Raw genomic sequence first — 20835 nt, 5'->3', positions numbered from 1 at the left:
GAAGAAGCGCCTATTAACCTTTCTGCGCCGCCCCCACATGCGCCACGCCTCGGGCGCGGGCGATCTCCATCTGCTTCTGGCGTTCGGCGTAACCCTCGCGCTGAGTCGCATCGCGGTCGTCCCAGCAGCGGTCGCAGGACACGCCCTCGACATAACGCGCAGAACGGCGCCCCTCGGGGCTGACCGGCATCCGGCAGCCCCGGCACAAGGCGTGCTCGCCCTCGACCAGCCCATGCCCCACGGCCACCCGCTCGTCGAAGACGAAGCATTCGCCGCGCCACAGGCTTTCCGGCTCCGGCACGGTCTCCAGATATTTCAGAATGCCGCCTTCGAGGTGATGCACGTCGCGCACCCCCTCGGCCTTCAGGAAGGCGGTGGCCTTTTCGCAGCGGATGCCGCCGGTGCAGTACATCGCCACCTTCGGCGGGGTCGGACGGTCCAGCAGGGCGCGCCCCTCGGTGCGGAACCAGTCGGCGAACTCGCGGAAGGTGCGGGTGTTGGGCTGGACCGCGCCCGCAAAGGCGCCGATCTCGCCCTCATAGTCGTTGCGAGTGTCGATGACGACGGTGTCGGGGTCGGCGATCAGGGCGTTCCAGTCGCGGGGCGAGACGTAGGTCCCGACGCCGTCGACCGGGTCAATGTCGGGCTGACCCATGGTGACGATCTCGGCCTTCACCCGCACCTTCATGCGGTGGAAGGGCATGGCCTGCGCCGTCGAATATTTCAGTTCCAGTCGCTCGAAGCCCGGCAGGGCGCGCACCCCGTCGACGACGCGGGCGACGTCGGCTTCGGGGCCGGCGATGGTGCCGTTGATCCCCTCATGCGCCACCAGAAGCGTGCCGCGCACCTGCGTCCCGCACAGGTCCAGCAGATGCATCCGCAACGCCGCCGGATCGGCCACGGGCGCGAAACGATACAGGGCGGCCACGGTGAAGGGGGCCGAAGGCGACTGAGAGGGAACGGCTGGGACGGTCACGGCCTTCCTATAGCGTCCCGCCGCCGCCCTCGCGACGCCAATAATCCGGAACCCAGAGTGACCGCTTCCTGCCTTGCTTCCCCCGCCGAAGCCGTGTGGATTGCCCGCATGATCGTCGTCGGTTCCCGTCTGCTGCGTATCGTCCACCCCCGTATCGTCCATGCGAGGAGCCGCCCCGCATGAGTTCGACCGCCGACGCCGCTGCTTCTGGGCCGCCGTCCGTCCCGCCGGAGCGTCCCTCGGCCCTGGCGCCGCTGCGGCACCCGATCTTCCGGGCGGTGTGGATCACCAGCCTGGTCACCAATTTCGGCGGCCTAATCCAGTCGGTGGGCGCGGCGTGGATGATGACCTCCATCGCCTCGGCGCAGATGGTCGCCCTGGTGCAGGCGTCGATCACCCTGCCGATCATGTTGCTGTCGCTGGCAGCCGGAGCCCTGGCCGACACGGTGGACCGACGCAGGATCATGCTGGCTGCCCAGACCTTCATGCTGCTGGTCTCGGCGGGGCTGGCGGCCATGACCTGGATGGGCTGGATCACCCCCTGGGTGCTGCTGACCTTCACCTTCCTGATCGGCTGCGGCACGGCCTTCAACGGCCCGGCGTGGCAGGCGTCGGTCGGCGACATGGTCCCGCGTGAGGATCTGGCCGGAGCCGTGACCCTGAACTCCATGGGCTTCAACATGGCGCGCAGCGTCGGCCCGGCGCTGGGCGGCCTGATCGTGGCGGCGGCGGGCGCTGCGGCGGCCTTCGCCGTCAACGCCTTCAGCTATCTGGGCCTGCTGATCGTCCTGTTCCGCTGGAAGCCCGAGCGGCCCAAGCAGACCCTGCCGCGAGAGCGGCTGCTGGCGGCCATGGCCGGCGGGGTGCGCTACGCCTTCCTGTCGCCGCGCGTGACGGCGGTGCTGCTGCGCGCCCTGGTGTTCGGCGTCGGCGCCAGCGCGATCCAGGCCCTGATGCCCGTGGTCGCGCGCGAGAGCGGCGGCGGCCCTCTGGTCTTCGGCCTGCTGCTCGGGTCATTCGGCGTCGGCGCCGTGGGCGGCGCCCTGTTCGTCGGCCGACTTCGCGCGAAATATGAGACGGAGACCATCGTCCGCGTCGCCGCCCTGGCCTTTGCGGCTGCGGCCCTGGGCCTGGCCTATGCGCCCTGGCTGGTCGTGACGCTTCCGGCCCTGATGATCGCCGGAGCGGGCTGGGTGCTGGTGCTGTCCAGCTTCAACGTCACGGTGCAGATGTCGGTGCCCCGCTGGGTCGTGGCGCGAGCCTTGGCGCTGTATCAGATGGCGGCCTTCGGCGGCATGGCGGGCGGCAGCTGGCTGTGGGGCAGTCTGGCCCAGACCTATGGCGTCGAGACGGCGCTGGCCATGTCGGCGGGCGTGCTAACGCTGTGCGTGCTGATCGGCCTCAGGGTCCCCCTGCCCTCGACCGCCAATTTGAACATGGACCTGCTGCGGCGCTGGACCGAGCCGCAGACCGCCCTGGCCATCGAGCCGCGCAGCGGGCCGGTGATCGTCTCCATCGCCTATCGCATCCGCGAGGAGGACATCGACGCCTTCCTGGCCCTGATGGACGAGCGGCGTCGCATCCGCCGCCGCGACGGCGCGCGTCAGTGGCGCCTGATGCGCGACCTGGCCGAACCCGAGATCTGGGTCGAGAAATATCAGACGCCGACCTGGCTGGACTACATCCGCCACAACCAGCGCATCACCCACGCCGACGCCTCGATCAACGAGGGCATCCGCGCCCTGCACCAGGGGCCGGACAAGCCGGTCGTCCATCGCATGATCGAACGCACCACAGCGCCCCTGGCCGCCAATCTGCATGGCGATCGCCACTACGGCGAGCCTCTGACCGACCCGACCCGATCCTCCTAGACCAAGCTTGTCGCGCCTGACCGATATAGCGAGCAAATAATCAACCGTGATCGGCCGAACACAGGCAGTCCTTATCAACGTCGTCGATATTGCGGCGCACACAAACTCCGACTTGCGCGACCGGCGCAAAATCTGGTCTAGGAGGCCACGCGTCTGGTTCGCGTAAGGTCAAGTCCTATGAAGATCGCAATCCTCGGCGCCGGCGTCATCGGCGTGACCACCGCCCACTACCTGGCCCGTCAGGGGCACGAGGTCACCGTCATCGACCGCCAGAGCGGCCCGGCGCTGGAGACCAGCTTCGCCAATGCGGGCGAGATCTCGCCCGGCTACTCCTCGCCCTGGGCGGCGCCGGGCATTCCGGCCAAGGCGGTCAAGTGGCTGTTCATGCGCCACGCCCCGCTGATCCTGCATCCGCATCTGAACGTGGCGACCGTGCGCTGGCTGCTGGCCCTGCTGCGCAACTGCACCTCGACCCGCTATGCGCTGAACAAGGCGCGGATGGTGCGTCTGGCCGAATACAGCCAGGTGGTGCAGACGGCGCTGAACGAGGAGCTGGGCCTTCAGTACGACCACCGCACCCAGGGCACGCTGCAGCTGTTCCGCACCCAGAAACAGCTGGACGGCATCTACAAGGACACCGAGGTCCTGCGCGAAGGCGGCGTCCCGTTCGAGGTTCTGGACCAAGACGGCTGCATCCGCGCCGAGCCGGGCCTGAAGGCCACCCGCGACCTGTTCGTCGGCGGCCTGCGCCTGCCGCGCGACGAGACCGGCGACTGCTTCAAATTCACCAACGCCCTGGCCGATCATGCGACGACGCAGGGCGTGACCTTCCAGTACGGCACGACGATTCAGGCACTGATCGCCGAGAGCGGCCGCATCACCGGGGTCAAGACCGACAAGGGCGTGGTCACGGCCGACGCCTATGTGCTAGCCCTGGGCTCCTACTCGCCGCAGATGGTCAAGCCGCTGGGCATGACCCTGCCGGTCTATCCGGTGAAGGGCTATTCGATCACCGCGCCGATCATCGACGAACCCGCCGCCCCCGTCTCGACCATCATGGATGAGAGCTACAAGGTGGCGATCACCCGTCTGGGCGACCGCATCCGCGTCGGCGGCATGGCCGAGATCTCGGGCTACAACAACATCCTGCCGGAACAGCGCCGCAACACGCTGGAGCATTCGGTGGGCTCGCTCTTCCCCGACGCCGGCGACCTGAAGGCGGCCAGCTACTGGTCCGGCCTGCGTCCGATGACGCCCGACGGCACCCCGGTCATCGGCAAGACCGGGCTGGACAACCTGTTCCTGAACACCGGCCACGGCACGCTGGGCTGGACCATGGCCTGCGGCTCGGCCCGCGTCATCGCCGATTTGATCAGCGGCCGGACGCCGGACATCGAAACCGCCGACCTGGGCATCGCCAGATACGGCTAACGGCTTCCTTCTCCCACAAGGGGAGAAGGGCCTAGGCGCCCGTCTTCCCCGCGACGGCCTTGAGGCCCGCCAGCAGATGATCCGTCGCCGCATTGCGCTCGCAGCCCGCGTTGAGGATCAGCCGCAGCGCCTGGACGTGCACCTGAACCGGCGGCCACTCCCAGGCGTCGGCCGCCGCCATGCGGTCCGCCATGTCGGCCAGGCTGTAGCCCGCGTCGAACAAGGGCCCGGTCTCGAAGAAACCCGCCAGGTCCAGCACCCGCGTCGCCAAGCGATAGACCTCCGCCGCCGGCGCCGCCGGCTGCGCGACGCACAGCCCTTCTAGCCCCGCGACGGCGGCCTCGACCTCGACCATGACCTCGGCCTTGTGCCGGCCCAGGCGTTCGTTGGCGCGGCGCTCGACGTCGGCCAGGGTCCGGCCGCCCGGCTGGGCCATCTGTTGCGCCAGTGTGGTCTGGATCCTGGTGGTCACGGCCTCGGTCACAGGGACACCCTTTGCGGCTTCAGCAGCATGTCGATATCGGCCTGGTCCATATTGGCCTCTACGGCGTGGCCGACATGGGCCGACAGATCGCCCTTGCGGCGCCCCGCCATGCCCACGGGCGGGCCGAAGTTGCGGACGCGACGATCCGGCCCGACGTAGGTTTCGCATTCCACGAACTCGCGCTCGTCGGCCCCCAGCCACAGGATGCGCTTGAGCAGCACGGCGGGCGTCAGGGGCTTGGCGATGACGAAGCTGACGCCGCAGTCGCGGCCTTCCTGCACCTTGGACTGGGCGGCGTGGCCGGTCACCAGGATGACGGGGGTGTAGCGCAGGGGCGCGGGCGTCTCGCGTCGCAGCCAGCGGGTGAAGGCGTAGCCGTCCATCTCAGGGTCGCCGCAGTCGATGACGATCAGATCGACCGAACGCTGCTGCACGACCTTCACCGCCTCGACGGCCGAGGGGCATTTGATCTGCTCCTTGACGCCGAAGCCCTGGAAGATCGAGCTCAGCATGTCGAGCGCCTGCGGCGTGTCGTCCACCAGCAGGACCGTCGACTGCTCCAGATTGATGCGGTCCTCGCTCATGGGCTCAGAAGAGTTGCAGCACGCCCGAGGCCGGGACGTGTTCGTCTTCGGCGCTCTCCTCGGCGGGGGTCGCTCCCGGCCGGGCGCGGTGGGTGGTCTCCTGCATCCGCTCGGCCATCTCGGCCAGGGGCAGCGCCGCCAGGGCGGTGTCCATCGGCTGGTCGTCGGCCACGGCCTGGGCCAGGCCGGCCAGGGCCTCGATCCGCTGAGAGAGCACGTCGAAGGTCTGGCTGCGCGTCAGATACCCCAGCCGGGCCTCGGCCGGCAGCTGGCGCAGGACCTCGGACACCAGACCGCCCGCCGCCTCGATCTCGACGCGGATGTCCGCCAGCTCCGCCGCCATGGCGGCCAACAGGTCGCGATTGTCTGTCTCGGCCATCAGAACAGCTCCAGATCTCCGGTTGCGACGGGCGACGACGGGATCGCGGGCGGCAGGATCGCGCCGTCCGTCACCACGCGCTGACGCGCCCGACCGCTGACCGGCCAATAGTGTATGCGGCGCCCGCCCGCGCCTCTCAGACTGCGGCTGACGACGGGTATGCCTTCGTCGGCCAGGAATTTCTCGGCGAAGTCGGCGTTGGCGGCGCCCACGTCGCTGAGACTGTCGAACATGCGTCCGCCGCCGAACAGCTTGGCCTCCAGCCGCTCGCGGCGTCCGCCCGCCTTCAGCACGTCGTTGATCAGCACTTCCATCAGATAGGCGCCGTAGCGACGGCCGACGTCCGTTCCGGAGCCCGAGCCTTCGGGCAGAAGGAAGTGGTTCATGCCCCCGACTCCCGCCGCCGGATCACGCAGGCACAGGGCCACGCAGCTGCCCAGCACGGTGGTCAGCACCACGTCGGGATCGGACGACACGAAGTGATCGCCCTGCCCTACGTGCACGCGCCGCTCGACCGGCTCCTGAGCGGCCGCGCCGATCACGTCAGCGGGCCGAACACCGCTTCCAGCTTCTCTTTCAGCTGGGCGGTGGTGAAGGGTTTGACCAGGTAGTTGTTCACGCCGAACTGCACGGCGCGCTGAACCAGCTCGCGATCGGCCCGACCGGTCAGCATGATGAAGGCCGTCTTGGACAGGGGCGGGTGCGCCCGGATGGCGCGCAGCAGGCTGAGGCCGTCCAGATTCGGCATGTTGAAGTCCGAGATCACCAGATGGACCGGTTGCGCCAGCAGGGACCGCAGGGCCGCCTCGCCGTCCGGCGCCTCCTCGATGTCGCGCATCCCAATCTGCTGCAGACTGGCGCGGACAAGAGAGCGCATCGTCAGCTGGTCGTCGACGACAAGGGTGCGAATGGCGGAAGCGGCGGGCATGAACGTCCTTACGCGACAGTCTGGGGCGCGCCCGAACGGGCGGCGCAGGATTCGAGAATGGCCGGGGCCATGCGGGACAGGGGCAGTTGGCGCTCGACGGCGCCCAGTTCGAAGGCCGCGCGCGGCATCCCATAGACGACGCAGGACGCCTCGTCCTGGCCCAAGGTGCGGGCGCCGGCCTGGCGCATGGCCAGCAGGCCCCTGGCCCCGTCCTTGCCCATGCCGGTCAGGATGACGCCCGTCATCGGGCGGCCCAGTTGGGCGACCGAGCCGAACAGCACGTCGACCGAGGGGCGATGGCCGTTGACCGGATCGGCGGCGACCAGGCGGCAACGCCCGCCCGACACGGCCAGATGAGCCTCGCCGCCCGGCGCGATGTAGACGTGGCCCGGCTTCAGCCGCGCGCCGTCCTCGGCCTCGCTGACCGTGGCGGCCGAGACCTTGTTCAGGCGAGCGGCGAAGCTCCTGGTGAAGCTGGCGGGCATGTGCTGGGTGACGACCGTCGCCGGACAGTCCGCCGGAAAGGCCGACAGGATGGTCAGCAGAGCCTCGACCCCGCCGGTAGACGAGCCGATGGCCAGCACATGGTCGGGGTCGGCGTGATAGGCGCCCTCGTGGCCCTTGACCGCGCGATCCTCCAGCGGACGAACGCGAGACCGCGCGGCGATCTTCACCTTCTCGGCCAGGTCGCCGAAGGCCTCGGCGGCGGGCACGCCCGGCGCGGGCTTGGCCACGGCGTCGACGGCCCCGACCTCCAGCGCGGCCAGGGTCACGTCGGTCCCCGCCTGCGTCAGGGTCGAAACCATGACCACCGGCATGGGCCGCAGCCGCATGATCTTCTCCAGGAACTCCAGCCCGTTCATATTGGGCATCTCGACGTCCAGGGTGATGACGTCGGGGTTCAGCGCCTTGATCTTCGTGCGCGCCTCCAGCGGATCGGCGGCCGTGCCGACCACGTTGATCTCGGGATCGCGGCGCAGGACGGCGCTGATCAGGCTGCGCATGGTGGCGCTGTCGTCCACCACCAGGACCGTGACCGCGCTCATGCCCCCGCTCCCTTGACGTAGGTGGTCAGGCCGGCGGGCTGCAGCACATGGGCCGCCGGGCCCGTCACCCGCTCGGAATGGCCGATGTAGAGGACGCCGCCGGGGTTCAGGATCGGCGTGAACCGGCCCCAGACCCGCTCCTGGGTCGCGTCGTCGAAATAGATGACCACGTTGCGGCAGAAGATGACGTCGAAGCGGCCGCGCATCGGCCAGTCGCCGATCAGGTTCAGCTCCTTGAAGGTCACCAGCCGCCGCAGCGTCGCATCGGCGCTGAACCGGCCCGGCGCGCCCGCGACCGGCTCGAAACGCCTGCGCGACGCCGCCGGGACCGGAGCCAGCAGGTCGTCGGAATAGACGCCCGCCGCACCTTCGGCGACCATGTTGGGGTCGATGTCGGTGGCCAGGATGCGCACGTCCAGTTCAGCCGCTTCCGGCAGAACGTCCAGCACCGTCATCGCCATCGAATAGGGCTCCTGCCCGTTCGAACAGGCGGCGGACCACAGGCGCACCCGCCCTCCCGCGCGCGCCTTGGCGGCCAGTTCCGGCATCACCCTGTCGCGCAGGTGATCGAAGTGATGCGGCTCGCGGTAGAAGCGGGTGACGTTGGTGGTCAGGGCCGCCATCATCGCCTGGCGCTCGTCCACGCCCTCCGCGCCGTCGATCAGGGCGCAGTAGTCACGGAAGCTGCGCAGGCCCAGCAGCCGCAGCCGCTTGGCCAGGCGCGAATAGACCAGCGCCGCCTTGCCCTCGCTGAGGGCGATCCCCGCGTGAGCGTGCAGGGTCTGGGCGATGTGGCGGAAATCCTCGGCCGTGAAGACGAACTCGCCTTCGACCAGGGCTTCCCGCCCGGCGACGGTCGTCATGCCGCTTCGGCCTCGCTTTCCGGCAGGACGTGGTCCAGGTCGATCAGGCTGATCATGCGGCCGCCCTCGACGGCGAAGATGCCCTTCACGAAGGACTTCACCTGGTCGCTGGCCACGTCGGGCGTCGGCTGGATGGCCGCGTCCGACAGTTGCACGATGTCCGACACCGCATCGACCAGCAGGCCGACCAGGCGCGAGCCGACATGAGCCACCATGATGACGTGACGCTCGGTCGGCTCGGTCGTGGCCAGGCCGAAACGCGCGCCCAGGTCGATGATCGGCAGCACCACCCCGCGCAGATTGATGACGCCCTTCATATAGGCGGGCGAGCGCGGCAGCGGCGTGGCCGGGGTCCAGCCGCGAATCTCGCGCACGCTCATGATGTCGACGCAGAATTCCTGTTCGCCGATGCGGAAGGCGATCAGCTCGCGGTCGGTCCCGGCGACATTGGGGGTCAGGGTCTGGTGTTCAGTCGGGGTCATGGTCTCAGCTCGCCAGTTGCAGGTCGGAACGCGACGGGGTTCGGGAACGCTTGGCGGTCACTAGGGCGTCGATGTCGAGGATCAGGGCCACGCGGCCGTCGCCCAGAATGGTGGCGGCGGCCACGCCCTCGACGTGGCGGTAGTGAGTTTCCAGGCTCTTGATGACGACCTGGCGCTGGCCGTGGATGGCGTCGACCAGCAGGGCCGCGCGCTGACGGCTTTCGGTCTCGACGATCATCACCACCCCGCCCTTCAGCTCGGTCGGGGCGTCGCGGAAGCCCATGACCAGGCCGACGTCCACCAAGGGCACGAAGGCCTCGCGGAAGCGCAGCACGGGATCGACGCCGCCGACGTAATGGATGTCGGCCGCGTTCGGGGTCAGGCTCTCGACGATGGCGGCCAGAGGCGCGACCAGGGTCTGCTCGGCGGCCCCGACCACCATGCCGTCCAGCACCGCCAGCGTCAGCGGCAGGCTGAGGGTGAAGGTCGAGCCCTTGCCGGGAACCGAGCTGATGGAGATGCGCCCGCCCAGCGACTGAATCGAGCGGCGCACCACGTCCATGCCGACGCCCCGGCCCGACAGGTCGGACACCTCGGTCGCGGTCGAGAAGCCGGGCAGGAAGATCAGGTTGTCGATCTCGTCGTCCGACAGCACCGCATCCTCGGCGATCAGGCCGCGCTCGACGGCGATGCCCTTCACGCGCGGGCGGTTGATGCCCTTGCCGTCGTCGGCGATCTCGATGACGATCCGGCCCGAGCGGTGCAGGGCCGCCAGACGCACCGTGCCCTCGGCCGGCTTGCCCGCCGCCAGACGGTCCTCGGGGCTTTCCAGCCCGTGGTCGATGGCGTTGCGCAGCATGTGGGTGATCGGCTCGGCCAAGCGTTCGACCACGGTCTTGTCGACCTCGGTGTCCTCGCCGGACGTGACCAGCTTGACCTTCTTGCCCGTAGCCTCGGCGGCCTCGCGCACCAGGCGCGGCATCCGCTGGAACACCGACTTCACCGGCTGGGCGCGGATGGCCATGACGCTGTCCTGGATCTCGCGCGTCAGCAGTTCGAGGTCTTCCAGACCCAGGCCGATGTCGGACGAACGAGCCAGGCCGCTTTCGGTCACGCGCTGGGCCAGCATGGCCTGCTGGATGACCAGTTCGCCGACCGCATTGATCAGGCGGTCCACGCGCTCCAGATCGACGCGGATGGTCACCGGCGCCGCAGCGGCGGGGGCGGCCGCCTGCGCGGGAGCCGGTGCGGCCGGCGCGGGCGCTGGCTTGACCGGCGGCGGCGCGACAGGTTCGACTGCAGGCGTCACGGCGACAGGCGCGGGCGCCTCCGTCGGCGCGGCGCCGACCGAGGCCAGCAGGGCGGCGATGTCCAGGTCCGACGATGCCGCGCGGGCCAGGGCCGAGGCGTCGTCGCCGAGGTCAGGGGCGGCCTCCTCGGCCACGACGGGCGCAGCCTCGACCGAAGCCGCATCGCCCAGCGGCGTGATGCTCAGGTCGCAGTCCATCTCCACGAAGTCGAAGACCTCGCGCACCTCGTCCTCGCTGGCGTCGCCGTCCAGTTCGATGGTCCAGATCAGGTGGCTGTCGGTCGGCTCCAGCGCGTCCAGCAACGGCACGCCGCTGTCGTCCATCTGCACCCGCATCGGGCCCAGTCGGCCCAGTTCGCGCAGCAGAAGCCCGGTCTCATTGGCGCTGGCGTAGAGGCGCGGATGCGGGCGGAAGACGATCTTCCAGCCGCCAGCAGCGGCAAGGGCCGACAGGTCAGGCAAGGGCGCCAAAGCCGCCAGATCGGGCAACGGCGGCAGGTCGGGTAGACCCGCCGGGGCGTCGAACGCCCCCAGGTCCATGGCGACGGGCGTGAAGCCGAAGTCGTCCTCTTCCGGCTCGGCCGTCGCGATCGGCGCGGCCCCGCCATAGGTCAGGGTCTCCAGCTCGGCGACCAGACCGGCCGAACGCGCCGGATCGACGGCGGCGCCCGCGCCGCGCGCGGCGGCGACGTGATCGGCCAGCACGTCCGAGGCGCGCAGCAGCGTCTTCACCGTCAGCTCGTCGCACGGCTTCCGGCCCGAGCGCAGCTCGTCCATCAGCGTCTCGAAGACGTGGGCGAAGCGCACCAGGTCCTCCAGCCCGAAGGCCCCCGCCCCGCCCTTCACCGAATGGACGGCGCGGAACACGGCGTTGATGACCTCGATGTCCGTCGAGCCGGACTCCAGCGTCAGCAGATTGCCTTCCAGATCGGCGAGCAGCTCCTCGCACTCCTGGAAGAAGGTCGCCTTGATGGCCTCGAACGGATCGTCGCTCATCGCCCCGTCTCTCTCTCGCCTAGGCCGCCACGCGGCGCACGGCGTCGACCAGACGCACGGGGTCGAACGGCTTGACGATCCAGCCGGTGGCCCCGGCCTCACGCGCGCGCTGCTTCTTGGCGGCGTCGCTCTCGGTCGTCAGGACCAGCACGGGAACGGCGCTGAACGCCGGGTCCGCCCGCATCCCCTCGATGAAGCCGAAGCCGTCCATGCGCGGCATGTTGATGTCGGTGATGACGATGTCGGGACTTTCGGCCTGAAGCACCTCCAGACCGTGGACGCCGTCCTCGGCCTGGACCACGCGATAGCCCGCGTCCTTGAGCGCCAGCATCAGCATGTCGCGCATGGTGCGCGAGTCGTCGACGGTCAGAACGGTCTTGGTCATTGAATTTCGTCCTGTGCGGAAAGATCGGAAGGCGAGGCGCCGAAGGCGCTCCATTGGGTCGTCAGCGCCTCGGAGGCATTGATGAAGGTCAAGGCCTGGCCGTCGGCGCGCCAGGTGCGGATCGCCGACAACAGCAGTTGCAGGCACAGCCCGCCCAGCCGCTCGACGGCCGAACCGTCCAGCGTCAGGGCCTGACCGCGCGCCGCCATCAGCTCGCCCTTCAGCGGCTCGGCCGCGCGCAGGTCCAGAACCGGGGCCAGAACGACCACAGCCGTCATCAGAACTCCTCCCAGCCGTCTTCCATGACTTCAGACTTCAGGGCGGCGCCGCCGCGTCCCATCGTCTTCAGGGCGGCGACCGTTTCGGCCACCGGCTGCGGCGTGCGGGCCGGCGCAGCGTCCGCAGCGACCGGCGCCGGCTGGGCCCTGAACGCCGGCTGGGCTTGAGACGCGGGCGCTGAAACACGCGCCGGAGTCGCGACCACGGTCGCGCCCTGGGCTACCTTGAAGCGGGCCACCGAGGCGGCCAGGACGTCGGCTTCCTGGGCCAGCGAATGGCTGGCGGCGGTCGATTCCTCGACCATCGCAGCATTCTGTTGCGTGACCTGATCCATCTGGTTCACGGCCGTGTTGACCTGTTGCAGGCCGGTCGCCTGCTCCTGGGCCGAGGCCGAGATTTCCGACATCAGCCCGTCGATCTCGGCCACCCCGGCGACGATGCGGCCCAGGGCCTCGCCCGTCTGGCCGACCAGGCTGACGCCCTGCTCCACCTGACGCCCCGAGGCGGTGATCAGAGTCTTGATCTCCTTGGCGGCCTCGGCCGAGCGCTGGGCCAGGGCTCGCACTTCGGAGGCGACCACGGCGAAGCCGCGACCGGCGTCGCCCGCGCGCGCCGCCTCGACGCCCGCATTCAGCGCCAGCAGATTGGTCTGGAAGGCGATCTCGTCGATCACGCCGATGATGGCGCCGATCTGGTTGGACGACTGTTCGATGGCGGTCATGGCGGCGACGGCGTCGCTGACCACGGCGCCCGAGGCCTCGGCCTCGTTGCGAGCGGTCTGCACGACGTGCGACGCCTGACGCGCGCCGTCGGCCGTCTTGTTCACCGTGGCGGTGATCTCATCCAGGGCGGCGGCGGTCTCTTCGAGGCTGGCGGCCTGTTGCTCGGTGCGGCGGGACAGATCGTCGGAGGCCTGGCTGATCTCGCCAGAGCCCGACCGGATCGCGGCGACATTGGAAATCACGGCCGCCACCGCCTGCTCCAGCTGCGAAATGGCGGCGTTGAAATCGGCCTTCAGCTGCTCGGCCTTGGGCGCGACGGCCGCCGTCATACGGTGGGTCAGGTCGCCGTTCGCCATGGCGCCCAGCCCCTGGGCCAGGGCCGTGATGGCGACGCGGTCTTCCTCGGCCGCCTGAGCCTTCTCAGCCTCGACCCGGACGCGCTCGTCCTCGGCCGCCTGGCGCTGCGCGGCGGACTCGGCCTCCAGACGATCCTTGGCGATCGCGGCGTCCTTGAAGGTCTGCACGGCGGCGGCCATCTGGCCGACCTCGTCCTTGCGGCCGGCGGCCGGCACGGCCACCGAGGTGTCGCCCGACGCCAGACGACGCATGGCCGACGTCATCGCCGTCAACGGCCTGGCCAGGACGTTGGTCAGCATCACGGCCATGCCGCCGGCCAGGGCCAGGGCCAGGACCAGGCCGCCGATCAGGATCATCCGCGCCGTCTTGGCCGTCGAAACCTGGACTTCGCCGTAAACGCGGCTTTCCTGCGCCTTCTTGTCCACCAAGGCGTTCAGGGTGGTCTCGACCGGGTCGATGAATTTGTCCGCTTCGCCGTTGCGGCCGACCATGGCGATGGCCTGCATCCAGCCGGCCTGATCCGTGACCAGGGCCTGGCCGCGCTGAACCACCTGCTTGTGCCATTCGTCGGCGGCGGCTCGCGCGGTCCGCACCTGGGGCGCGCTGGTCCTGTCGAGCTGGGTCACGCGATCCAGGCTCTTGTTGAAGCTCTGGCGATGCTCTTCCAGTCGCTGGAGATAATAGGCGTCACGCGACACGAGGAAGCCGCGATAGCTCGCCTCCTGGCGCGCCAGATAGAATTGCGCGGTCTCGGCCTCGCGCTGCACGGCGGAGGCGCGAACCCGGTCCAGGCGAGCGCCTTCCAGAGCATTGATCTGGAGGAAGACCATCGCGCCCATGGCGACGATGGCCAGAATGACGACCGCAAAGGCCGCCATCAGTTTCTTTTCGATCTTCAGGTCGCTCAACATGGCGTCCATCTAATTCTTCCCCCGTGAAGATTCTCTTGAGAGCCAAACCGGCTTTCGATCAGAAGTTGAAGCTCAGCGCGCCGACCAGGCGCCCGTCGTAGTTGTCGCCGAGATCGTGGCTGTCCGTGTCGTACCAGCGGACGTCCGCGGCCCACCGCTCGGTCAGGTTGTATTTCACGCCCAGATTCCAGGCGTTGTAGTCGGCCCCGCCGTCCGCCGAGCGCACCCCGAAGGCCGCCGAGGCCCTGGCCCGCGCCCCCAGCGCCGTCGCAGCCTGTGCCTCGATCCACCAGGCTTCCCTGGTCGCGGCGAAACCGTCCGGCGTATAGTTGACCCGCAGGCGTCCCGAGACGCGCCCGAACTTGCGCGACGCGTCAGCCTGATATTCCCAATAGTTGGCGTCGACGCCCGATCGCGTGCCGGGCAGATCGCGGTTCATCACCGAGAGATCAAAGGCGACCCCCGCCGCCCTGGGCCGCCAGCCCAGGGCCGTGATGATCTCGGCGTCCGATCCCTGGGACAGTTTGGCCGTCGAGGCGAAGACGCTGCCGTAGAAGGCGCCGTAGGACGCCTCCAGGTTGGCGTTCAGGCTCGGGTCGCCGGCGCTCTTGCCCAGTCCCTTGCCGACATATTCGCTGGCGACGCCGACTTGGGCGTCGAGGGATTGAGCCTGCGCAGGCGCCGACAGGACGATCGGCAGCGCCGCCGACAGGGCGATGAGAAGCCCGCCGGACAGCGGGGGATGAAACGCGCGGCCGCCATTCTGGCGCCGGGCGAGGAATTCGAAGGGCATTCAGACCTCTTTGAGACTGAGGCCTTTCTGAGCGGGACAACGGTAGCAATCGTAAACTCGACCGTACGTAGAAACCCGCAATTGCGCGCCTTTCTCATGCACAGCTTTTGCCGCACACAACCTTCAGCATAACTATTAACGATTAAGTAACCACGAACTCAGATTGCGTATATATCGACGTTATCGCAGAAATATTCATTTCTGACGCCCTCGAACAACTACAGTCGGCAATTGCGCGTCGAGCGAGACCTATCTAATAAGTCATCCTCGCCCGCCTCATGACGATGACGACACAGAAGGGCCCGGCTCCTGAATTATTGGAGACGAGGACTAGCTCGATTTACTCAGTATTGGACCGCCGCCTGCCTGACGCCATGCCCGCCCGGCGCCCTTTGGCGACGGCGATCGCCTTGTCGTGCGCCCTGGCCGCCGCCGCAGCCCTGACAGGGGCGCTGGCCGCGCCGTCGTTGGCGCGCGGCCTCGTCCCCCTCGCCCTGCTCCTGTCGCTGGCGGCTTCGGCGGCCCTGGTCCTGGTCTGGCGTCAGGCCTCCAGCCTCAGCGGCGCCCTGGCGGCGCGCGACGCCCTGCTGAACGTGGCCTTCCTGTCGACGGCGGCCCTGATGCTGACGCGTGACGGCAGGATCTCGCGCCTCAACGAGGCCGCCTGCGCCATGTTCAGAGTCAGAAAGGATGACGCCCTCGGGCGCCCTTTCGCCGATCTGGCGCCGGGGTTCGACATGGCCCTTCTGGCCGCTTCCGGATCATCGAACGGCCTGCTGGAGAACGACTCCGGCTCCTGGACCGGTCGACGATCGGACGGATCGGCCTTTCCGGTCGGCGTCCAGTTCGGCCTGACGCCCGGCGGTTCGGACGAGGACTATGTCGCCCTGAGTCTGGCCGACCTGACGCTGCGCCACGCCGCCGAAGCCCAGGCCCGCGAATTGCACGCCCAGTTGAACACCGTCTGGCGTCTGAACTCCCTCGGCGAGATGGCCGCCACCCTGGCCCATGAGCTCAACCAGCCGCTGAGCGCAGCCGGCGGCTATCTGCACGCCAGCCGGGCGGACATGGAGAAGGCCGGCTCCCTGGGCGACAGCGCCTGCCGCACCCTGGACCTGGCCCAGGCCCAGCTCCTGCGCGCGGGTCAGATCATCCGCCGCATCCGCGCCTTCCTGACCCAGGAGACCGGCGCCCTGGCGCAGGAACGCGCCTCGGTCATGGTCGAGAACATGAAGCAGATCCTGACCCGCATCGGCCAGGACAGGGGCGTCGCCGTCCACATCGACATGGCCGGGTTCTCCGATCGGGTGCAAGCCGACTGCATCCAGTTCCAGCAGGCCGTGGTCAATCTGGTCCGCAACGGCGTCGAGGCGGCGGCGGGCCGCGACGGCGCCGAGGTGCGTATCCTGGGCCGCGCCGAGGTCGACGGCTACCGCATCAGCATCGAGGACAACGGCCCCGGCGTCGCCGACGATCAGCGCGAGCGCCTGTTCCAGCCCATGACCAGCACCAAGCCCGGCGGCATGGGACTGGGCCTGTCCGTCACCCGCACCATCGTCGAACGGCACGGCGGCGCCCTGGATCTGCACCGCAGCTCGGCCCTGGGCGGGGCGGCCTTCTTCTTCACCCTGCCCTTGGATCAGGAGGCCGAGGCCGCATGAGCGATCACTCCGTCTTCATCATCGACGACGATCCGGCCGTCCGGGACGCCCTCCTGCGGGTGTTGCGCGGACGCGGGGTGCGCGCGCGCGGCTTCGCCAGCGGGACCGAATTCTTCGCCGCCCTGCCTGAAGACGCTTCGGCCTGCGTCATCACCGACGTGCGGATGCCGGGGATGGGCGGCGCGGAGATCGTGCGCCGCCTGGCCGACCTGCGCGAGACCTGGCCCGTGATCGTCATCACCGGACACGCCGACGTCTCCATGGCGGTTGAGATGATGAAGGCCGGCATCGTCGACTTCATCGAAAAGCCGTTCGATCCCGCCCGCCTGGTCGAGGTGGTGAAGGGCTGCCTGGCCCAGCTCGGCGATCTGGACGCCCGTCAGCAGGCCCGCCAGCAGACCCGCCAACGCCTGGCCCGCCTGACCCCGCGCGAGCGCCAGGTGTTCGACGCCCTGGTGGCCGGCGCCTCCAACAAGGAGATGGCCCTGAACCTGAAGATCAGCCCGCGCACGGTCGAGGTCTTCCGCGCCAAGGTCATGACCAAGATGGAGGCCGACAGCCTGTCGGCCTTGGTGCGCATGGGCCTGATGCTGACCTAAAGGTTTCCACCGCCTTGCAGCCGCGCCCGCTCCGGCGCGTTATGTCGGCTTCCCCCTGTTCCGGTCTTGCGTCCAAGGAGCCGCCCCATGTCCGATCCCGCCCGCCTGCTGCGCCGTCAGGCCTATGTCGACGGCCGCTGGATCGACGCCGACGGCGGCGGAACCATCGAGGTGACCAATCCGGCCACGGGCGAGGTGCTGGCCACGGTCCCCGACATGGGCGCTGTTGAAACCCGCCGCGCCGTCGCCGCCGCCGAGGCCGCGATGAAGCCCTGGGCCGCCAGGACGGCGGGCGAGCGCGCCCGCATCCTTCGTCGCTGGTTCGGCCTGATGATGAGCGAGCAGGACGCCCTGGGCCGCCTGCTGACCCGCGAACAGGGCAAGAGCCTGACCGAGGCAAAGGGCGAGATCGCCTACGCCGCCAGCTTCATCGAATGGTTCGCCGAGGAGGGCAAACGCACCTATGGCGAGGTCATCCCCAGCCATGACGCCTCCAAGCGCCTCGTGACGCTGCGCCAGCCGGTCGGGGTGGTCGGGGCGATCACGCCGTGGAACTTCCCCGCCGCCATGATCACCCGCAAGGTCGGCCCGGCCCTGGCCGCCGGCTGCGCCGTGGTGCTGAAGCCCGCCAGCCAGACGCCGCTGTCGGCCCTGGCGCTGGCCGTTCTGGCGGAAGAGGCGGGCCTGCCGCCCGGCCTGTTCAACGTCGTCACCGGCTCGGCCTCGGCCATCGGCGGCGAACTGACGTCCAATGAGACGGTGCGCAAGATCAGCTTCACCGGCTCGACCGAGATCGGCCGTCTGCTGATGCAGCAGTCGTCGCAGACCATCAAGAAGATGAGCCTGGAGCTGGGCGGCAACGCCCCCTTCCTCGTCTTCGACGACGCCGATGTGGACGCCGCCGTGGCGGGCGCCGTCGCCTCGAAGTACCGCAACGCGGGCCAGACCTGCGTCTGCACCAACCGCTTCTATGTGCAGGCCGCCGTCCATGATGAATTCGTCGCCAAGCTGACGAAGGCCACCGAAGCGCTGAAAGTCGGAAACGGCCTGGACGACGGCGTGCAGATCGGCCCCCTGATCGACGAGAAGGCGGTGAAGAAGGTCGAGGAGCACGTCGCTGACGCCCTGTCCAAGGGCGCGACCCTGCTGACCGGCGGCGAACGTCATAAACTGGGCCGCACCTTCTTCCAGCCGACGGTGCTGTCAGGCGTGACCCAGGACATGCAGATGTGCCGCGAGGAGACCTTCGGCCCCGTCTCCGGCGTCGTCCGCTTCGAGACGGAAGAGGAAGGCATCGCCCTGGCCAACGACACCATTTTCGGGCTGGCGGGCTATTTCTATGCCCGCGACCTGAGCCGCGTCTGGCGCGTGGCCGAGGCGCTGGAGACCGGCATGATCGGCATCAACACCGGCCTGATCTCCACCGAAGTCGCGCCCTTCGGCGGGATCAAGCAGTCGGGCCTCGGCCGCGAAGGCTCCAGCCACGGCATCGAGGACTACCTGGAGATCAAATACCTCTGCATGGGCCTCTGACTCCCTCTCCCGATGGGAGAGGGCTTGAGCCTCCGAGAGCGAAGCGATTGGCGTAGGCGAAAGGGTGAGGGTTCGCGGTGGAAGTCGGCCGAAGGCCGTGGCGCATCCTTTCAACCTCTCTGGCTTGGTGAACTAAGAGGCAATCTGCTGTTGCGCGACGGCTCGCGCCGACTGACGTCTTAGCCCCTCACCCTTTCGCGCCAGAACGATCGCTGCGCTCTCGTGCGCTCAAGCCCTCTCCCGCCGGGAGAGGGAAACATGATTATTCGACCAAGGTCGCTCTCCGCAAATCCCGTTTCCTGCTGTCACTCTCCCTTCCGACGCTCGGCGCAAAGCACGCCGGGCGCGAGGGAAACGCGCCGCGCATTGCGGCCGCACAGGAAGGGACTGCCCATGACCGACCGCACCATGGGTGCGGCGGACGGCGGCGAGCACACGGTCGACAAGAACGACCGGCTGGTGATTCTCGCCTCCTCCGTCGGCACCGTCATCGAATGGTACGACTTCTATCTCTACGGCTCTCTGGCCGCGATCATCTCCGCCCAGTTCTTCTCGGGCGTGAACGAGACCACCGGCTTCATCTTCGCCCTGATGGCCTTCGCCGCCGGTTTCGCGGTGCGCCCGTTCGGGGCCATCGTCTTCGGCCGCATGGGCGACCTGTGGGGACGCAAGAACACCTTCCTGGTGACCATGCTGCTGATGGGCATCTCGACCTTCGTGGTCGGCCTGCTGCCGCCCTACGCCGCCATCGGCATCGCCGCCCCGATCATCCTGGTGCTGATGCGCCTGATCCAGGGCCTGGCGCTGGGCGGTGAATACGGCGGTGCCGCCACCTACGTCGCCGAGCATGCCCCCGACGGCAAGCGCGGCTTCTACACCTCCTTCATCCAGATCACCGCCACCGTGGGCCTGCTGCTCAGCCTGGCCGTGATCCTAGGCGTCCGCTTCAGCATCGGCGAGGAAGCCTTCGTCGCATGGGGCTGGCGCATCCCCTTCCTGGTCTCGATCCTGCTGCTGGGCGTGTCCCTGTGGATCCGCCTGAAGCTGTCGGAAAGCCCGGCGTTCAAGCGCATGAAGGCCGAGGGCAAGGGATCGACCACCCCGCTGAAGGACAGCTTCATGAAGTGGCCGAACCTGAAGCTGGTGCTGATCGCCCTGTTCGGCCTGGCGGCCGGTCAGGCCGTGGTCTGGTACACGGGTCAGTTCTACGCCCTGTTCTTCCTGGAGAAGACGCTGAGGGTCGATCCGACACTGGCCAACATCATGATCGCCGCCGCCCTGGCGCTGGCGACGCCCTTCTTCATCATCTTCGGCTGGCTGTCGGACAAGATCGGCCGCAAGCCCATCATCATGGCGGGCTGCCTGCTGGCCGCCGTGACCTACTTCCCGCTGTTCGGCGCCCTGACGGAGGCGGCCAACCCGCGCCTGGCCGCTGCGGCGGAGTCGTCGCCGGTGACCGTCATCGCCGACCCGGCCGACTGCCACTTCCAGTTCGACCCCGTCGGCAAGACCGTCTTCAACAGCTCGTGCGACGTCGCCAAGACCCATCTGGCCAAGGCGGGCGTCACCTACGTCAATGAGGCCGCTCCCGCCGGAGCCGTGGCCCAGGTGCGCATCGGCGACCAAGTGGTCGACAGCTTCAACGGCAAGACCATGCCCAAGGCCGAGTTCGACGCGCAGAAGAAGACTTGGGACGCCGGCCTGACCGCCGCCCTGACCGAAGCCGGCTATCCGGCCAAGGCCGACAGCGAACTGGTCAACAAGCCCCTGGTGATCGGCATCCTGTTCCTGCTGGTGCTGTATGTGACCATGGTCTACGGCCCGATCGCCGCCGCCCTGGTGGAGATGTTCCCGACCAAGGTGCGCTACACCTCCATGTCGCTGCCCTATCACATCGGCAACGGCTGGTTCGGCGGCTTCCTGCCGACCACGGCCTTCGCCATGGTCGCGGCCACGGGGAATATCTACTACGGCCTCTGGTACCCCATCGCCATCGCCGTGCTGACCCTGATCGTCGGCGTCCTCTTCGTGAAGGAAGGCAAGGACGTGAACATCCACGACTAGGCGCGACGGCTTCCTTCTCCCCTTGTGGGAGACGGTGGCTCGCGGAGCGAGACGGATGAGGGGTGTCTGCGCTTCGGCGTCCGGTTCGGCGCAGTTCTGTCTTCGATGCGTTTCAGAGGCCGCGCCGCCACCCCTCATCCGAGCGCCTCCGGCGCCCACCTTCTCCCACAAGGGGAGAAGGG

20 protein-coding genes are annotated in these 20835 nt (G+C 68.7%); 6 read left to right on the top strand and 14 right to left on the bottom strand.

The window, feature by feature from the left end:
- Positions 1 to 13 precede the first annotated feature (13 nt).
- Positions 14 to 976: a rhodanese-related sulfurtransferase gene (locus V8J38_RS04120; RefSeq protein WP_422388315.1), complete on the bottom strand. Its 963-nt coding sequence runs from the start codon at positions 974 to 976 to the stop codon at positions 14 to 16.
- 179 nt (positions 977 to 1155) lie between these two features.
- On the opposite strand from V8J38_RS04120, the gene V8J38_RS04115 reads away from it, so the two are divergent.
- Positions 1156 to 2847: an MFS transporter gene (locus V8J38_RS04115; RefSeq protein ID WP_338578013.1), complete on the top strand. Its 1692-nt coding sequence runs from the start codon at positions 1156 to 1158 to the stop codon at positions 2845 to 2847.
- 153 nt (positions 2848 to 3000) lie between these two features.
- The gene (locus V8J38_RS04110; protein WP_422388330.1) at positions 3001 to 4278 is read left to right on the top strand and encodes a D-amino acid dehydrogenase; all 1278 of its coding nucleotides are present in this window, start codon (positions 3001 to 3003) and stop codon (positions 4276 to 4278) included.
- Positions 4279 to 4309: 31 nt separating this feature from the next.
- Here the strand turns inward: V8J38_RS04110 and V8J38_RS04105 are convergent, their stop codons facing one another.
- From V8J38_RS04105 to V8J38_RS04045, 13 genes are read right to left on the bottom strand one after another with little or no spacing between them, the layout of a single operon-like run.
- Positions 4310 to 4750 carry a chemotaxis protein CheE gene (locus V8J38_RS04105; RefSeq protein WP_338578011.1) on the bottom strand — a complete coding sequence of 147 codons (441 nt, stop codon included), beginning with the start codon at positions 4748 to 4750 and terminating at the stop codon, positions 4310 to 4312.
- Positions 4751 to 4758: 8 nt separating this feature from the next.
- Positions 4759 to 5346 carry a response regulator gene (locus tag V8J38_RS04100; RefSeq protein ID WP_312219826.1) on the bottom strand — a complete coding sequence of 196 codons (588 nt, stop codon included), beginning with the start codon at positions 5344 to 5346 and terminating at the stop codon, positions 4759 to 4761.
- A gap of 4 nt (positions 5347 to 5350) precedes the next feature.
- Entirely contained in the window at positions 5351 to 5725 is a 375-nt protein-coding gene (locus tag V8J38_RS04095; RefSeq protein WP_338578010.1) for a hypothetical protein, read from the bottom strand.
- On the bottom strand, positions 5725 to 6267 hold the full coding sequence (locus tag V8J38_RS04090) for a chemotaxis protein CheD (RefSeq protein ID WP_291779550.1): 543 nt from the start codon (positions 6265 to 6267) through the stop codon (positions 5725 to 5727). Before V8J38_RS04090 ends, V8J38_RS04095 begins: the two co-directional genes overlap by 1 nt.
- A complete protein-coding gene (locus tag V8J38_RS04085; protein WP_291779547.1) occupies positions 6264 to 6653 on the bottom strand; it encodes a response regulator in 390 nt (129 codons plus the stop codon). Before V8J38_RS04085 ends, V8J38_RS04090 begins: the two co-directional genes overlap by 4 nt.
- Positions 6654 to 6661: 8 nt before the next feature.
- Positions 6662 to 7699, bottom strand: coding sequence for a chemotaxis response regulator protein-glutamate methylesterase (locus tag V8J38_RS04080; RefSeq protein WP_338578009.1), 1038 nt, complete (start codon positions 7697 to 7699; stop codon positions 6662 to 6664).
- Positions 7696 to 8562, bottom strand: a complete 867-nt coding sequence (locus V8J38_RS04075; RefSeq protein ID WP_338578008.1) for a protein-glutamate O-methyltransferase — start codon at positions 8560 to 8562, stop codon at positions 7696 to 7698. The genes V8J38_RS04080 and V8J38_RS04075 overlap by 4 nt, the downstream gene beginning before the upstream one ends.
- Positions 8559 to 9044, bottom strand: coding sequence for a chemotaxis protein CheW (locus tag V8J38_RS04070; protein ID WP_291779539.1), 486 nt, complete (start codon positions 9042 to 9044; stop codon positions 8559 to 8561). Before V8J38_RS04070 ends, V8J38_RS04075 begins: the two co-directional genes overlap by 4 nt.
- Positions 9045 to 9048: 4 nt before the next feature.
- Entirely contained in the window at positions 9049 to 11349 is a 2301-nt protein-coding gene (locus tag V8J38_RS04065) for a chemotaxis protein CheA (RefSeq protein WP_338578007.1), read from the bottom strand.
- A gap of 19 nt (positions 11350 to 11368) precedes the next feature.
- Positions 11369 to 11734: a response regulator gene (locus V8J38_RS04060; RefSeq protein ID WP_003169188.1), complete on the bottom strand. Its 366-nt coding sequence runs from the start codon at positions 11732 to 11734 to the stop codon at positions 11369 to 11371.
- A complete protein-coding gene (locus V8J38_RS04055) occupies positions 11731 to 12012 on the bottom strand; it encodes an STAS domain-containing protein (RefSeq protein WP_291779526.1) in 282 nt (93 codons plus the stop codon). The genes V8J38_RS04060 and V8J38_RS04055 overlap by 4 nt, the downstream gene beginning before the upstream one ends.
- Positions 12012 to 14012 carry a methyl-accepting chemotaxis protein gene (locus V8J38_RS04050; RefSeq protein ID WP_338578006.1) on the bottom strand — a complete coding sequence of 667 codons (2001 nt, stop codon included), beginning with the start codon at positions 14010 to 14012 and terminating at the stop codon, positions 12012 to 12014. Before V8J38_RS04050 ends, V8J38_RS04055 begins: the two co-directional genes overlap by 1 nt.
- Before the next feature lie 49 nt (positions 14013 to 14061).
- Entirely contained in the window at positions 14062 to 14796 is a 735-nt protein-coding gene (locus V8J38_RS04045; RefSeq protein ID WP_338578005.1) for a TorF family putative porin, read from the bottom strand.
- 374 nt (positions 14797 to 15170) lie between these two features.
- Between V8J38_RS04045 and V8J38_RS04040 the strand changes: the two genes are divergently transcribed.
- From V8J38_RS04040 to V8J38_RS04025, 4 genes are all read left to right on the top strand, one after another.
- On the top strand, positions 15171 to 16457 hold the full coding sequence (locus V8J38_RS04040) for a PAS domain-containing sensor histidine kinase (RefSeq protein WP_338578004.1): 1287 nt from the start codon (positions 15171 to 15173) through the stop codon (positions 16455 to 16457).
- Positions 16454 to 17056: a response regulator transcription factor gene (locus tag V8J38_RS04035; protein WP_291779514.1), complete on the top strand. Its 603-nt coding sequence runs from the start codon at positions 16454 to 16456 to the stop codon at positions 17054 to 17056. The genes V8J38_RS04040 and V8J38_RS04035 overlap by 4 nt, the downstream gene beginning before the upstream one ends.
- A gap of 87 nt (positions 17057 to 17143) precedes the next feature.
- Positions 17144 to 18589 (top strand): NAD-dependent succinate-semialdehyde dehydrogenase, encoded by a 1446-nt coding sequence (locus V8J38_RS04030; RefSeq protein WP_338578003.1) that lies wholly within the window; start codon positions 17144 to 17146, stop codon positions 18587 to 18589.
- Positions 18590 to 18997: 408 nt separating this feature from the next.
- A complete protein-coding gene (locus tag V8J38_RS04025; protein ID WP_422388329.1) occupies positions 18998 to 20653 on the top strand; it encodes an MFS transporter in 1656 nt (551 codons plus the stop codon).
- Positions 20654 to 20835: the final 182 nt, after the last annotated feature.

Origin of the sequence: Brevundimonas olei (genome assembly GCF_037055245.1) — a bacterium.
GTDB lineage: Bacteria > Pseudomonadota > Alphaproteobacteria > Caulobacterales > Caulobacteraceae > Brevundimonas > Brevundimonas olei.
Note: the sequence above shows the minus strand (reverse complement) of the source record. Positions and strands in the feature narration are given on the sequence as shown.

Bases quoted from the DNA above. Each gene is read 5' to 3' on its own strand.
- V8J38_RS04115 (WP_338578013.1), top strand. From the start codon at position 1,156: ATGAGTTCGACCGCCGACGCCGCTGCTTCTGGGCCGCCGTCCGTCCCG.
- V8J38_RS04100 (WP_312219826.1), bottom strand. From the start codon at position 5,346: ATGAGCGAGGACCGCATCAATCTGGAGCAGTCGACGGTCCTGCTGGTG.
- V8J38_RS04095 (WP_338578010.1), bottom strand. From the start codon at position 5,725: ATGGCCGAGACAGACAATCGCGACCTGTTGGCCGCCATGGCGGCGGAG.
- V8J38_RS04085 (WP_291779547.1), bottom strand. From the start codon at position 6,653: ATGCCCGCCGCTTCCGCCATTCGCACCCTTGTCGTCGACGACCAGCTG.
- V8J38_RS04080 (WP_338578009.1), bottom strand. From the start codon at position 7,699: ATGAGCGCGGTCACGGTCCTGGTGGTGGACGACAGCGCCACCATGCGC.
- V8J38_RS04075 (WP_338578008.1), bottom strand. From the start codon at position 8,562: ATGACGACCGTCGCCGGGCGGGAAGCCCTGGTCGAAGGCGAGTTCGTC.
- V8J38_RS04070 (WP_291779539.1), bottom strand. From the start codon at position 9,044: ATGACCCCGACTGAACACCAGACCCTGACCCCCAATGTCGCCGGGACC.
- V8J38_RS04065 (WP_338578007.1), bottom strand. From the start codon at position 11,349: ATGAGCGACGATCCGTTCGAGGCCATCAAGGCGACCTTCTTCCAGGAG.
- V8J38_RS04060 (WP_003169188.1), bottom strand. From the start codon at position 11,734: ATGACCAAGACCGTTCTGACCGTCGACGACTCGCGCACCATGCGCGAC.
- V8J38_RS04055 (WP_291779526.1), bottom strand. From the start codon at position 12,012: ATGACGGCTGTGGTCGTTCTGGCCCCGGTTCTGGACCTGCGCGCGGCC.
- V8J38_RS04050 (WP_338578006.1), bottom strand. From the start codon at position 14,012: ATGGACGCCATGTTGAGCGACCTGAAGATCGAAAAGAAACTGATGGCG.
- V8J38_RS04045 (WP_338578005.1), bottom strand. From the start codon at position 14,796: ATGCCCTTCGAATTCCTCGCCCGGCGCCAGAATGGCGGCCGCGCGTTT.
- V8J38_RS04040 (WP_338578004.1), top strand. From the start codon at position 15,171: ATGCCCGCCCGGCGCCCTTTGGCGACGGCGATCGCCTTGTCGTGCGCC.
- V8J38_RS04035 (WP_291779514.1), top strand. From the start codon at position 16,454: ATGAGCGATCACTCCGTCTTCATCATCGACGACGATCCGGCCGTCCGG.
- V8J38_RS04030 (WP_338578003.1), top strand. From the start codon at position 17,144: ATGTCCGATCCCGCCCGCCTGCTGCGCCGTCAGGCCTATGTCGACGGC.
- V8J38_RS04025 (WP_422388329.1), top strand. From the start codon at position 18,998: ATGGGTGCGGCGGACGGCGGCGAGCACACGGTCGACAAGAACGACCGG.